11 protein-coding genes are annotated in these 14,394 nt (G+C 52.0%); 6 read left to right on the forward strand and 5 right to left on the reverse strand.

Annotated elements, in window-relative coordinates:
- Positions 1 to 96: 96 nt before the first annotated feature.
- The 3 genes from BJP58_RS09015 to BJP58_RS09025 all read right to left on the reverse strand — a co-directional run bounded on the left by BJP58_RS09015 (position 97) and on the right by BJP58_RS09025 (position 4,779).
- Positions 97 to 1,827: a glycerol-3-phosphate dehydrogenase/oxidase gene (locus tag BJP58_RS09015; RefSeq protein WP_269468914.1), complete on the reverse strand. Its 1,731-nt coding sequence runs from the start codon at positions 1,825 to 1,827 to the stop codon at positions 97 to 99.
- 189 nt (positions 1,828 to 2,016) lie between these two features.
- Positions 2,017 to 3,507 carry a glycerol kinase GlpK gene (gene glpK / locus BJP58_RS09020; protein ID WP_194543636.1) on the reverse strand — a complete coding sequence of 497 codons (1,491 nt, stop codon included), beginning with the start codon at positions 3,505 to 3,507 and terminating at the stop codon, positions 2,017 to 2,019.
- 69 nt (positions 3,508 to 3,576) lie between these two features.
- On the reverse strand, positions 3,577 to 4,779 hold the full coding sequence (locus BJP58_RS09025) for an ROK family transcriptional regulator (protein WP_233355011.1): 1,203 nt from the start codon (positions 4,777 to 4,779) through the stop codon (positions 3,577 to 3,579).
- Positions 4,780 to 5,210: 431 nt separating this feature from the next.
- Here BJP58_RS09025 and BJP58_RS09030 point away from each other — a divergent pair, with 431 nt between their 5' ends.
- From BJP58_RS09030 to BJP58_RS09055, 6 genes are all read left to right on the forward strand, one after another.
- Positions 5,211 to 6,473 (forward strand): ABC transporter substrate-binding protein, encoded by a 1,263-nt coding sequence (locus BJP58_RS09030; RefSeq protein ID WP_194543638.1) that lies wholly within the window; start codon positions 5,211 to 5,213, stop codon positions 6,471 to 6,473.
- A 44-nt stretch (positions 6,474 to 6,517) separates the two neighbouring features.
- Entirely contained in the window at positions 6,518 to 7,459 is a 942-nt protein-coding gene (locus BJP58_RS09035; RefSeq protein WP_194543639.1) for an ABC transporter permease subunit, read from the forward strand.
- Positions 7,460 to 7,475: 16 nt separating this feature from the next.
- Positions 7,476 to 8,312 carry a carbohydrate ABC transporter permease gene (locus BJP58_RS09040; protein ID WP_113057310.1) on the forward strand — a complete coding sequence of 279 codons (837 nt, stop codon included), beginning with the start codon at positions 7,476 to 7,478 and terminating at the stop codon, positions 8,310 to 8,312.
- A gap of 45 nt (positions 8,313 to 8,357) precedes the next feature.
- Positions 8,358 to 9,380 (forward strand): Gfo/Idh/MocA family protein, encoded by a 1,023-nt coding sequence (locus BJP58_RS09045; RefSeq protein ID WP_194543640.1) that lies wholly within the window; start codon positions 8,358 to 8,360, stop codon positions 9,378 to 9,380.
- Positions 9,381 to 9,504: 124 nt separating this feature from the next.
- The gene (locus tag BJP58_RS09050) at positions 9,505 to 10,488 is read left to right on the forward strand and encodes a Gfo/Idh/MocA family protein (protein WP_194543641.1); all 984 of its coding nucleotides are present in this window, start codon (positions 9,505 to 9,507) and stop codon (positions 10,486 to 10,488) included.
- A gap of 191 nt (positions 10,489 to 10,679) precedes the next feature.
- Positions 10,680 to 11,645, forward strand: coding sequence for a Gfo/Idh/MocA family protein (locus tag BJP58_RS09055; RefSeq protein ID WP_194543642.1), 966 nt, complete (start codon positions 10,680 to 10,682; stop codon positions 11,643 to 11,645).
- A gap of 136 nt (positions 11,646 to 11,781) precedes the next feature.
- On the opposite strand, the gene BJP58_RS09060 is transcribed toward BJP58_RS09055, so the two are convergent.
- On the reverse strand, positions 11,782 to 13,206 hold the full coding sequence (locus tag BJP58_RS09060; RefSeq protein ID WP_194543643.1) for an NAD-dependent succinate-semialdehyde dehydrogenase: 1,425 nt from the start codon (positions 13,204 to 13,206) through the stop codon (positions 11,782 to 11,784).
- 179 nt (positions 13,207 to 13,385) lie between these two features.
- A complete protein-coding gene (locus BJP58_RS09065) occupies positions 13,386 to 14,357 on the reverse strand; it encodes a siderophore ABC transporter substrate-binding protein (RefSeq protein WP_194543644.1) in 972 nt (323 codons plus the stop codon).
- Positions 14,358 to 14,394: the final 37 nt, after the last annotated feature.

Below are 14,394 nucleotides of genomic sequence, written 5' to 3' on the forward strand. Positions count from 1 at the left end.
GATTATCATATCAGTGCCCTTACTTCTATATTTGAGAGGGGATCGTCAACCCTTGTCATCCCCTCCGCCCTCCGTCCGTTTAAAATTGCATGCCGGTTAAGATGAAAGTTTCGTTGTAGAAGGGTTTTGCGGAATTGGAGCCGGGGCCGATTGATCGCTTACTGCCGGCTGTGTGGCCGAAACCAGCTCCTCATCCAGTTCCTTCGTGTATTCGCGGGTCTGCTGCTCGCTCCAACCCAGTACCCTAGCCATATAATCAATCACGGGCATCTTCCATTTTCTCGTCCAATCGATATGAAATAACAGGGAACCCGTGCGACGGATGAAAAAGTCGGCCGGCTTCGCTGCCATCTCATGCTGAATCGCATACATCAGCGGAACCAGCACCGATACCGGAAGCGCCGCTGCCTCCGCTTGGTCGGAGCCCTCTTTGGCCAGGCGGTACAATTCCGACACGTTAGATCCGTACATTCGCGCCCACTGCTCAGCGAGCTTACGGTCAATTCCTTGCGCGGCGCCAATCTCCGCCTGCTTGCGGACAAAATCAGGGAATTGGCTGGATCCGCCAACCTGACCGCCGGAAATCGGCAGATTCTTCGTTACGCAGGCACCATATGCTTTCCCGCCGTTCTCTTGGATCCGTTTTGCAACCAGATCGACAACGGTGTCGGCCATTTTGCGATAGCCCGTAAGCTTGCCACCGGCAATGGTGATCAGGCCGGACGGGGACTCCCATATTTCATCCTTGCGTGAAATTTCAGACGGGCTTTTGCCTTCCTCCAGTATAAGGGGCCGGACTCCCGCCCATCCCGATTCCACGTCTGCCGGACTTAGCTTCACACCAGGGAACATGTAATGTATAGCTTTCAATATATAATCCCGGTCCTCCACCGTAATCAAGGGACGTACAGGATCGGCCTTATAGACCGTATCGGTGGTTCCGACATAGGACTTCCCGTCACGGGGAATGGCAAAGACCATTCTGCCGTCAGGTGTATCGAAGTACACCGCTTGACGAAGCGGGAATTTGGATTGATCGATGACCAGATGAACCCCTTTGGTCAGCTGAAGCATTTTCCCCTTCTTGGACTTATCCATTTCGCGCACCTGATCCACCCACGGCCCTGCTGCGTTTACAATCTTGGTTCCGGATACGGACTTGACCCCGCCACCCAGCATATCCCGTACGGTGATACCGGTAATTCGTCCATTTGCATCATAATTCAACGATTCGGCTTTTGCGTAATTAAACAGAACCGCCCCTCTGGCGGCTGCCTCCTTCATGACCTCCAGCGTCAGCCTGGCATCGTCCGTCCGGTATTCCACATAATAGCCGCCGCCTTTAAGGCCCTCCTGCTTCAGAAGCGGCTCCCGCTTCAGCGTCTCGGATGCGGACAGCATGGAACGCCGTTCTCCCCGCTTTACGCCAGCCAGAAAGTCATACACCATCAACCCGATGGAGGTGCTGAATTTCCCAAAGGTGCCACCCTGGTGTATCGGCAGGAGCATCCATTCCGGCGTGGTTACATGCGGTCCGTTCTCATACACAACGGCCCGTTCTTTGCCAACCTCGGCCACCATGCCGACTTCAAACTGCTTCAGGTACCTCAGTCCGCCATGCACCAGCTTGGTCGAACGACTGCTCGTTCCTGCGGCAAAATCCTGCATCTCAACCAACAAAACCGACATCCCGCGCGTGACCGCATCCAGCGCAATTCCTGCACCCGTTATGCCGCCGCCGATGACAATCAGATCGAAGGTTCCCTCTGCCATTTCTTGAAATCGACGCCTGCGGTCCAAACTTGAAAACGTCTGTGCCTGCTTCACAATGAATCCCTCCCAGTATGATTTACCCTGTTTTTATCTCTCGTTACCCTTCCAATGAAAAAAGACAGCAAAAAAGAGACCACGAAACACGCAGTAACAAACCCCATAACATGAGGTATTCCGCGCCTAGTGGTCTCTCCAAGTCTCCAGACAAATATTCACTTATTGATCATTATACCACAGAAAATGCTAATGAAAAGCCATTGCCGCATAAACGGCTTTTTTCCAGCCGCTGTATAATTGCTCCCTTACGTCTTCCTCCATGGTTGGCTTAAAGCTTTGCCCCATGCTCCATTTGCTGCAGATTTCCTCCTGATCCTTCCAGAAGCCGACAGCGAGCCCCGCCAGATAGGCGGCACCGAGTGCCGTTGTCTCCGTAATGTTCGGCCGCTCGACCGGCACATTCAGGATGTCGCTTTGGAATTCCATGAGAAACGTGTTGGATACGGCCCCTCCATCCACACGCAGGGATGTGATATTATAGCCGGAATCCTCTTCCATCACGGATAGAACATCCCGCGTCTGGTATGCAAGCGACTCCAGGGTTGCACGGATGAAATGCTCTTTCGACGTGCCTCGTGTCAGGCCGAAGACTGCCCCTCGGACATCGCTGTTCCAGTATGGGCTGCCAAGTCCAACAAAAGCCGGCACCACGTACACGCCCTCCGTGGAATTGACCCGGCGCGCATAAGGCTCACTGTCCTTCGCTTCGCGGAACATCCGCAGCCCGTCGCGCAGCCACTGGATCGCCGAGCCGGCCACGAACACGCTGCCCTCGAGTGCATACTGTACGCCATCTTCCAGTCCCCAGGCGATCGTAGTGATCAGCCCATGCTCGGATTTTACGGGCTTGTCGCCGGTGTTCATCAGCATAAAGCTGCCGGTTCCGTAAGTTGTCTTCACCATGCCTTTCGAGAAGCAGGTCTGCCCGAACAGCGCCGCCTGCTGATCGCCGGCTGCTCCGGCAATGGGAACCTTGCGCCCAAAGAAATGATAGGAAACGGTATTGGAATAAATCTCGGAAGAAGGCCTGACTTCAGGCAGCATCGCCATCGGAATATCTAGGAGCTGCAGGAGCTCCTCATCCCATTTTAATTCATGAATGTTATAGAGCATCGTACGCGATGCGTTGGAATAATCGGTCACGTGCGCCTGGCCTCCGGACAGCTTCCAGATCAGCCAGGTATCGATGGTCCCGAATATAACGTCTCCGCGCTCGGCCCGCTCACGGGCACCATCTACATGATCTAGGATCCATTTGATCTTCGTTCCCGAGAAATAAGGATCAATCAAGAGTCCAGTCTTCTCCCGAACCGTCCCGTCATGTCCGGCGGCAATCAGCTCCTCGCAGATGCCCGCCGTCTGGCGGGACTGCCAGACAATGGCGTGGTAAATCGGTTCGCCGCTCTTGCGATCCCATACCACGGCCGTTTCCCGCTGATTCGTAATTCCGATTCCGGCAATCTGATCCGCCTTTACGCCCGCTTCGGATAAGCAGGTTGCAATGACCGCAAGAATGGAACCCCATATTTCATTGGCATTCTGCTCCACCCAGCCCGGCTTGGGAAAATATTGCGGAAACTCCTTATGAGCTGAGTGTACGATTTCTCCTTCCTTGTTAAACAGGATCGCGCGCGAGCTTGTCGTTCCTTGGTCAAGTGCCAGAATGTACTGCTCCAATCAACTTCTCCCCTTCCGCATATGCATTTAACCAAAGATAACGTGCAGGTGGAAACGTTGTCAAATCCATTATTCCGTCAGGGAGAAACCTAGCAAGTCCTGCAGCAAGACCGAAGCCGCACCCATTAGCTTGTCTTCCTCGCCAAGGGAGGCCAGGCCAAATACCATGTCCTCCTTCAGAATCGGCAGCGCATGCCGGTCAATATAGCTGCGAACCATGTCCAGCAATTCCGGGTTTCCATGTGCCATGTCCCCGCCCAGGATCAGAGCTTCGGGATTAAACATGTTGATCAGATTGACGATGGCCGCTCCCAGAAGCTCCGCCACTTCCTCATTCAGATCCTTTGCCAGCTTGTCCCCTCTGCGAAGAGCTTCCTTGAATACGGACGGAACAATTTTACTGTAATCTCCCCCGCTCAGCTCCTGAATCAGCGTCGGTCTCCCTGTCGCGATCGCCGTAATGATTCGCGAATACACGGCAATCCAGCTGATGTAACTGTCCAAGCAGCCTACATTGCCGCATTCACAGCGGATGCCGCTGCGGTTTACGCTCGTATGACCGAATTCGCCGGCACCGCCATGCTTGCCCCTTAGGAGATGATCGTTAATCAAAATACCGGAACCAAGCCCGTCGCCAATGGATATATAAATCAGGTTCGCATATGCGTAATCGCCAAATCGGCGTTCAGCCAGCACAACGGAATTCATATCGTTCTCTACCCACGTCCTCAGCCCGTAGCGTTCTTCCATAATCCGTTTCAACGGAACATCGGTCATGCGAAGTTTCGTGTTATAACGCACCATGCCCTGACTATCACTCACAATGCCCGGCACGTTAATGGATATCCCGACACACCGCCCCAGGTCCACTTGTCCTGACATGAAATCGTCCATCAAGCTCAGCAGCCGCTCGATAACGGCTTCTCCTTGGAGCCCGGCTAGAGGATGCGTTTCCTTCCGGAGCACCTTCGCCTCCAGATTCATGCGGGCCAGCATCATGACCGAATTCGTAATCGCTACTGCAAACAAATAATGATTATCCGGATTGAATTTGAGCAGAATGGGCTTTCTTCCACCGCTGGAGGAGCCTGTTCCAATCTCGGAAACGTAGCCTTCCTTGATAAGCTCCTGTACGGCAGAGGCGACCGTGGAGGGACTCAGCTTGTTTTTTTTGGCCAGATCGATTCTCGATATGGGTCCCTCTGTACGGATCTTGTTCAGCACCTTGGACCGGTTTAATGCCTGAATCAGCTTGTGATCACCTTTTTTCATATTGTTCAAGCGAGCTCAACCTTTCTTTAATTTCTTCATATAGTAGGACTTTCTGTATCGGAAAAATGAGGATAGAACCACTATAACATGTTCCAGAACGGAACAAAAACTTATTCCATCAATCGAAATAAGAAGTCTCGTTAGGTCCCATAACGATTCGCTCATATTGTGAAAAAAAGAATTTAAATCGATTTGTAATCGCTATCTTGAAAAATAATAAAGGGAATTATATAATCTTTCGCAATAGAAGCTGGTTGTTCGGTCAAGAAAGATAGCATCTTGATGTTAACTTTTTTCGACTTATGGAATAACTATCGCTTTTTACATCACTTACATAAAGGAGGCGCTTAAGGGGTCCGATTCACTTCGAACAAGCCGTACGACCAACCACGCTTGATCAAAAATCATGTGAATTCAAGGAGGGTTATCTGATGAAAAAAAGAATTGCTGTCCTGATTTCGATATTATTTGTGTTCACCGCGTTACTGTCCGCTTGCGGAGGCGGCAATGCTTCTGGCGGAGATAACGGCAAGAAGGTCATCAACGTCGCTCTATGGGACGAAAATGTGCGGGACACGCTGGACAAGTCCATTAAAATTTTCAATGAGAAGCACCCGAATGTTGAAGTGAAAGTGACTTACACCCCATGGGCCGATTATTGGACCAAGCTGAAAACCAGCCTCGCCGGCAACAGCGGCCCTGACGTCTACTGGATGAACGGCCCTAACTTTCATTCCTATGCCTCCTCCGGTCTAATTAAAGACCTGTCTCCCCTAATTGAGCAAAGCGGTCTGGATACCTCGGTTTATACCGAAGCGCTCGTCGATATGTACACCTATCAGGGTAAACTTCACGGACTTCCTTATTTCCAGGATTCCGTCGGACTTTTTTACAATAAAGAATTGTTTGACAAAGCAGGTCTGCCTTATCCCGACAAAACCTGGACCTGGCAAACCGTCGAGGAGAACGCAGCCAAGCTGACGGATAAATCAAACGGCATTTACGGCTTCATAGCCCCGATCGACAGCCAAATCGGATATTACAACTTCATTGCCCAAGCGGGCGGATACGTCATCTCGGACGATAAGAAATCATCCGGATTTGATACACCCGAAGCACTATCGGCGTTCCAGTGGGAACAGAGCTTGATTGAAAAAGGCTATTCCCCAAGCGCGCAGCAGCAGCTTGAAACGAAGTCCCGCCAATTGTTCGGCTCCGGCAAGGCGGCCATGTTCCCGGGGATATCGGTGAACTCGCCTGAGTTGTATAAGCTTCTCGGCGACAAACTCGGTGTCGCTGAACTTCCTGCCGGCAAGGAAAAGGCATCGATCGTTCATGGACTCAGCTGGGCCATCAACGGCAAAACGAAAGTCGAGCAGGAATCCTGGGAGCTGATTCAAGTTCTTTCCGGTAAGGAAGGGCAGGAATTACTCGCGGAATCGGGATTCTCGATGCCTGCGTACAAAGGCACGGAGGGCGGCTGGCTGAAGTCCATTCCTTCTCTTGATCTGCAGGTGTTCGTGGACAGCCTGGAGTTCGCCGTACCTTATCCGGTATCCCAGAAAACCGCAGAATGGCAGGACGCTGAAGTGAAGGAAATTCAGGCGGCTTTCCTCGGAAAGAAATCGTTTGAAGAAGCATTAAAAAATGCCGGCGAACAGATGAATGCCATCCTTGCGACAGAAACGAAATGACGAACCGCTCCCAATACGGAAATTAAGAAAGGACGGTGCAGCCTGTGAGCTCTCCCATCACCGTGACCACAGAACCTCCTAAAACGACAACCAAGCGAAAAGCAGGGAAACTCGCCGTACACGAAGCTGTCTGGGGGTACATCTTCATTCTGCCTGTCGTGTTGGGCCTCGGTCTGTTCTATATGGCACCTTCCGCAGCATCCCTGTTCCTGTCGTTTACGTCGTGGGATGGACTAACCTCCCCCCAATTCATCGGATTTGATAACTTCGCAAATTTGATGAAGGACGACAAATTCACCGGTTCCATGCTGAACACGATGCTGTACACCGTCGGTACGGTGCCGTTATCCGTCGCACTCGCAACGGTGCTGGCCGTGCTCCTGAACCAGAAGATCAAAGGCATGGTCTTTTACCGCACCTTCTATTTCATTCCCGTGATCACCATGCCGATCGCGGTCGGCATGGTGTGGAAATGGTTATACAACTCCGAATTCGGATTGATCAACCACGTGCTGGGTGTCATGAACCTGCCGCAGCCCAACTGGCTGTTCGATGAGAAATTCGCCTTGTTCTCCATCGTGCTCGTCAGTGTCTGGAGCAGCATCGGATACAATGCCGTCATTCTGCTGTCCGGTCTGCAGGGCATTTCCGGCAGCTATTATGAGGCGGCTTCGCTTGACGGAGCGGGAACGCTGTACAAGTTCTTCCGGATTACGCTGCCTCTGCTGACACCCAGCCTGTTCTTTGTCTTGGTCATGTCCTTCATCAATTCGTTCCAGGTGTTTGACCTGATCTTCATCATGATGGATCAACAGACCACGATGCTGGAATCCACCCGAACGGTTGTGTACAGCATCTGGGAAGACGGCTTCAAATACTTCAATATGGGTTACGCTTCAGCGCAGGCCTTCATTCTGTTTATCGTTATTCTGATCATCACCATGGTCCAGATGTATATTCAGAAGCGCTGGGTCCACTACCAATAACAGGAGGTGCGTAGAAGTGAATACTTCAACCGATGCGGGAAAAGCAAGCCGTCTGGCGGTCCACATCCTCTTAGCTGTCGGGGCGCTGCTCATGATTATGCCGTTTCTGTGGATGATATCCACATCCTTCAAGTCCTTTGCGGATTCCATGTCTGTTCCGCCCAAATGGCTCCCTGTGGAATGGCACCCGGACAACTACCTGCGGGTCATCCAAACCATTGATTTCGGAACCTATTATTTGAACACCGTTATCGTGACAGTGGGACGGACGGCTGGACAGCTCATTCTGTGCTCCCTTGCAGCCTATGCATTTGCCAGCTTAAGATTCCCTTTTAAGAACGCCATCTTTCTCGCGCTCCTGGCCGTATTGATGGTCCCATCCCAGGTTGTTATGATTCCGAGCTTTGTCATCATGCGCGAGTTCAATTGGCTGGACACGTTCTACGTATTGATCGTACCCGGCATATTCAGCGCCTTCGGTACGTTCTTATTGAGACAGTTCTTTATGACGCTGCCGAAGGACCTGGAGGAAGCGGCCAAAATCGATGGCTGCAGTTATTTCCGGATTTACTGGAATATTTACTTGCCTTTATCCAAGGCAGCTCTCGTCTCCCTGGCGATCTTCACCATATTAGCCTCATGGAACGATCTGCTGTGGCCGCTCATCATGACGAGCTCCGAGGAGATGCGAGTCCTTTCCATCGGGATATCCAGCTTCCAGGGACAGCATTCCACCGATTACCCGCTGCTGATGGCAGGGGCCTTAATGGCTACCCTCCCCATCATCATCCTGTTTATCTTCCTTCAGCGTTACTTTATTGAAGGGATCGCCATGAACGGGATTAAAGGATAGCGCACGGATCGCTCGAACCATGCAGAAAAAAAGGAGTGTACGGAAATGTTACAGGTGTTAGTGATTGGTGCAGGCACCATGGGTAGGACCCATGCCGCCGCTTATGCTTCGATGCCGGGCGTTAAGCTTGCGGGGATTGCCGATATCCAGACGGAAAAAGCACATCAGCTGGCAGATAGATACGGCGCACAGGCCTACGCTTCATTCGAAGCAGCCGTTGCAGGTTTGGGCGCGGCTCGCATGGATGTGATTGACGTCTGCCTGCCAACCCCGCTTCATAAGGACTATGTTGTCAAAGCCGCGGACATCGGCAAGCATGTCATATGCGAGAAACCGCTCGCCAGAAGCGAAGCGGATGCACGCTTCATGATCAACTACTGCCAGGATAAAGGCGTGCGTTTATTCGTGGGTCACGTCCTCCGCTTCTTTCCGGAATATGTGAAGGCCAAGTCGCTTCTGGATCAGGGCAGCATCGGCAAACCCGCTGTCATCCGGGCAGGCAGGGGCGGCGGTTATCCGATCGGCTGGAACCATTGGTACAGTGACTTCGGAGCGAGCGGCGGAATTACGCTGGACGCAATGATTCATGATTTTGATTACCTGCGCTGGTGCTTTGGCGAGGTTGAGCGCGTATATGCCAAAGGGCTTCATGGCCGTCATCAGGCCCAGCTCGATTATTCGCTGGTAACCCTACGTTTCCGTAGTGGTATCATCGCGCATGTGGAAGGAACCTGGGCTCACGAGGGTTTCTCCATGAATTTAGAGATGGCGGGCACAAGCGGCGTTATCGATTATGACAGCGCGAAGGACAGCCCTCTCCTCTTCAAAACGCGGAGCAGTGCCGCAACCGTCCCCGGCGTCGTCGTGCCGGAAAGCCCGCTCGAACGGAGTCCCTATTACCGGGAACTGGAGCACTTCATGTCGTGTATCCGTGATGGCAGCGAGCCGCTCGTCTCGGCAGAAGACGCATACGAAGCGCTTCGTATCGCGCTTGCCGCCCTTGCCTCCATGGCCTCCGGCGAGCCGGTGGTTATCAAGGACGATGCGCTCACACTCGCCTCAACATAGAAAAAGGCGATCGACGCATTTTCAAATGTCAGACCGCATGCAGCGGATCATTTTTCTTACGGGATAAGGAGGATACACCTCTGGTGGATATCCTTTCTCATCTTTTTTAGAAGGAGAGAAAGCTATGAAATTGGGAGTAATCAGCTTTGCGCATATGCATGCGTTCAGTTATGCCAAAGCGCTGCAGGGGATCGAAGGTGTAGAGCTTGTCGGCATCGCCGATCCTGTAGAGGAGCGCGGACGGAAATACGCCGAGTATTTCGGGACAGCCTATTATCAGGATTATCACGAGCTTCTTAGTCAAAGCCTGGATGGCGTCATTGTCACCTCCGAGAATGTCCATCATAAGGAGCACGTGCTTGCCGCGGCTGCAGCCGGGGTGCATGTGCTTTGCGAAAAACCGCTTTCGACCAATATACAGGATGCACAGGATATGATTGATGCGTGCAAAGCAAGCGGCGTGCTGCTGCAAACGGCGTTCCCCGTCCGTTACAATGCCACGGTCGTTCGAGCCAAACAGATGGTCGATGAGGGAAAATTAGGCCGTATTCTGGCGATGAAGGGGACCAACCGCGGGCGAAATCCCGGCGGTTGGTTCATCGATCCCAAGCTGTCCGGCGGAGGAGCCGTCATGGATCATACGGTGCATGTCGCCGATATCATGCGCTGGATTACAGGTGCCGAGGTGAAAGACGTGTATGCCGAAGTCGACCATCTCATCTCGGAATCCCCTATCGATGATTGCGGCATTCTGACTATGGAGTTCCATAATGGTGTGTTTGCCACGCTGGATTGCAGCTGGTCTCGCAACAAGGATTTTCCGACATGGGGCGACGTGACCTTAGAGATTGTAGGCTCTGCCGGGACCCTTAGCGTTAATGCCACCAGCCAGAAACTTCACGTATACACCGATGATTCCGGATACCGCCATCATGCATGGGGGGATAGCATGGATGCCAGCCTGATCAGGGATTTCGTATCTTCGATTTCCTCCGGCGCAGCGGAAGCATCCGTCACTGGTGAAGATGGGCTCAAGGCACTTGCCGTGGCCGTAGCCGCCTACCGATCATCCGCGAGCCATCGGACAATCGCGTTGTCGGAGCTGTAATCGTTAACCGGCACAGAAATCGTACTCGTGGTATTCGAGGAGGTCTTCTGTGCTTTTTTCATAGCGGATCCGTCAATCTATGTTCAAATGAAGCTTGAATAATATGGATAGCGGGGCTATAATCACGTGTGAGTAATCGAGTTACCGGAACATGAAACCAACATCCTATACGATCAGGAGTGAGGCAACCTATGATAAAAGCAGGCGTGCTTGGAGCGGGAGGCATGGGCGCGGTCCATATCAAAAACCTGCACGGGAACGAACACGTTCAGCTGGCTGCAATATGCGACACCAATGAAGCGTTAGCGCAGCAGCAGGCCGAACTGTACGGCACAGCTTATTATACGGACGGCAGCACGATGCTGGAGCAAGAGCAGCTGGATGTGCTGTATGTATGCATTCCGCCATTTTGCCATGGTGATATCGAAGAACAGGCAGCCGCAAAGGGCATTCACCTGATGGTGGAGAAGCCGCTTGGGCTGGACGCCCAGTCTGTCCGACACAAAGCCAAAGTCATAACTGAAAGCGGAATCATAGCAGCTTCCGGCTACTGTCTGCGCTATCTGGACACCGTTGCGATCGCCAAAGATTTTCTAAAGGACAAAAAAATCGGTATGGTTCGCGCCCACTACATAACAACACCTGTACCGACTCCTTGGTGGCGCAAGAAGGCATTATCCGGCGGGCAGCTGGTTGAGCAGTCCACGCATACCATGGACTTGGTTCGCTATCTGTGCGGCGATATCACCCGCCTGTATGCCGATATGAAGCTGCTGCTGGTGAATGACATTCCGGACCTCGACATTCCGGATGTGGGCGCCATCCAGTTCGTGTTGGACTCCGGAGCCGTCGGCCATATGCAAACTGGATTTATCCAGTTCGATCACCGGAGCGGAATCGAGATCATGGGTCGCGACTTCCGCGTAGTGCTGGACGGAACCACGCTCTCCATTGTAGACAAGGAGAAAGAAATCGTGTACCGCAGCAAATCGGACTTTTACAAAAACTTAACCAACGCCTTGATTGACGCCATTCGTAACAACGATCCGAGCCTCGTGCTGGCATCTTATGAAGACGGCTTCAAGACGCTGGAAGTGACGCTGGCCGCCAATGAATCCGCGGAAACCGGCCAACCGGTCATCCTGCAATCATTATAAAAAAGGGGCATGCTCGTGGTCTGTAGACCTTGAGCATGCCCCTTGATTTTGGGTTCGTATGGTGTGACGTAGTCTGATAACTGCTCAACAGCTCACCCGTTTCGCACTATAGCGTAATGATGTACTCACCCCGCTCTTATAAACCAAGCGAAATGTACTTCACCTCCAGGAACTCATCCATTCCGTAGTGCCCGCCTTCCCGGCCTAGTCCACTCTCTTTGAATCCGCCGAACGGCGCTTGCGCCGTCGAAGGAACGGGATCATTCACACCCACAATCCCGTAGTCCAGCGATTCCGCAATGTTCACCGCTTCGCCCAGATTCTGCGTAAATACATAGGCAGCTAATCCATAGGGACTGTTGTTGGCACGCTGCACCGCTTCGTCTATCGTTTTGAATGTGGTAATCGGGGCAAGGGGGCCGAAGGTTTCCTCGTTCATGCATTCCATGTCGTCGGTTGCGTTCATAATGACCGTCGGCTCAATATAATTGCGGCCCAGCTCCGGTAATGCTTGACCTCCTGCTAATATGAGGCCGCCCTTCCCTTCCGCGTCCTTGATCTGCCTCACGACTTTATCCACAGCGTCCCGGTTAATCAAAGGACCGATATCGACGCCGTTCTCCAGTCCATTTCCTACCTTCAATTGCTTCACAAGCTCAGCAAACTTTGCGGCAAACTCCTGCGCAATCCCTTCCTGTACATAAACCCGATTGGCACATACGCAGGTCTGTCCCCCATTGCGGAATTTGGAGGAGATTAATCCGGCAGCCGCTTGATCCAGATCAGCCTGGTCCGTTACGATAAACGGCGCATGGCCGCCAAGCTCCAGCGATATTTTCTTGACGTTAGCCGCAGCTCCGGCCATCAGCTGTTTCCCCACTTCGGTTGATCCTGTAAAAGACAGCTTTCTTACGCGGCTGTCTGCCTGCCACACACCGGAAATGTCGCTTGAAGCTCCGGTTACGATGTTAATGACCCCGGCTGGAATACCGGCCTGATCGGCAAGCTCCACCAGCTTGATGGCCGTGAACGGCGTCTCGCTGGATGGCTTGATCACCACGGTGCAGCCGGCGGCTAGAGCAGGCGCCACTTTGCGGGTAATCATGGATGCGGGGAAGTTCCACGGCGTAATCGCTGCTACGACGCCTACGGGTTGCTTCGTTACAATGATGCGCTGCCGGCTGGATGATCCCGGTATAGTCTCGCCGTAGATTCGTTTGCCTTCCTCCGCATACCAGGACACAAAGCTGTTGGCATATTGTATCTCGCCCGCTGCTTCCTTAAGCGGTTTCCCCTGCTCTGTGGTCATAATCCGCGCCAAATCATCCGTGTGTTCCGCTATGAGCTGATGCCAGCGGCGCAGCAGTTCTCCCCGCTCATTCGCCGTTCTGCGGGACCATGCGCAAAACGCATCGGCTGCCGCATCAACGGCAAGCCCGGCTTCCTTCTTGCCGGCCTTGGACACGGTACCTATTACCTTCCCATCCGCCGGATTATATACGTCCATCTGTTCTTCGGTCTGAATCCATTGTCCAGCAATATAGATTTGATTACGAAACATAGTAAAGACCTCCTCATCGTCTCATCATGGCTGTGAATGCTTGTTGATCATCAACTGCTGCGGTCATGATCCGTCCTTCTTATTATCCGTTACCCACTTACCCTAATGCAAAAAAATAAAACACTGGAGCTTTATACGAAAGCTCCAGTGTTTCCTATATTCATAACAATTCGCTAAACTTATTTAATAGCTGCGTCTACTTCCGTGATCATTTCGGATACCGACGTCAGGCCGCCGCCGGAAAGATACCAGAAATCCGGGTTCAAGTAAACGATGTTACCCTCTTTTGCCGCGTTCGTTGTATTCACAAGCTCGTTCTCAACAACCGCTTTAGCACCTGAAGCTCCTTCGCCCGTGGCAACCGCTGCACCGCGGTCGACAACAAAGAGATAATCCGGGTTCATCTCAACGATGTACTCATTCGAAATGTCTTTACCATGTGTGCTGACTTCGATGTTAGGATCTACAGCTCCGAAACCGAACACGTCATGCAGAATGCCGAAGCGGGAACCCGGTCCGTATGCACTGATTTTGCCTTCGTTAGCCAAGATGATCAATGCTTTCTTACCGGTAGCTGTAGCTTTCTCATTCAATGCTTTGATGTTCTCGTCGATCGTAACAAGCTCTTTTTCAACTTCTGCTTCTTTATCAAAGATTTGACCCAGCGTGTTCATGTTTGCTTTAAAGGATTCCATGTATTTGCTTGTATCAACACCCAGGAAGATGGTTGGAGCAATTTTGCTGAGCTCCTCATACGCATCTTGCTGTCTGCCGGAAATGATGATCAGATCCGGGTTAATGCTGTTGATTTTCTCAAAGTCAGGCTCCTTCAGACTGCCCACATTCTCGTATTTCTTGTCTTCGAATTTGGACAGGTAGGCCGGGATGTTCGCTTGTGGAACGCCCAGAACCTCAATACCTAATTTATCGACAGAGTCCAGGATACCAAAATCGAAAACAACAACGCGGGAAGGATTCTTCTTAACAGGCGTTTCACCCAGTTGATGGGTAATCGTGATTTCTTCAGTGGCAGCCGGTGGATCTCCAGCTGCATCTCCGCCACCCGTGCCGCTTGTTTTATCGTCTTGACCACAAGCCGCGAGTACGAGCGTGAACATTGCTACCATAAATAAAGCCAACCATTTTTTCATTATTTACACCCCATTTTTTATATTTAAAAGCTTCTAT

It is taken from the genome of Paenibacillus sp. JZ16 (assembly GCF_015326965.1).
GTDB lineage: Bacteria > Bacillota > Bacilli > Paenibacillales > Paenibacillaceae > Paenibacillus_AQ.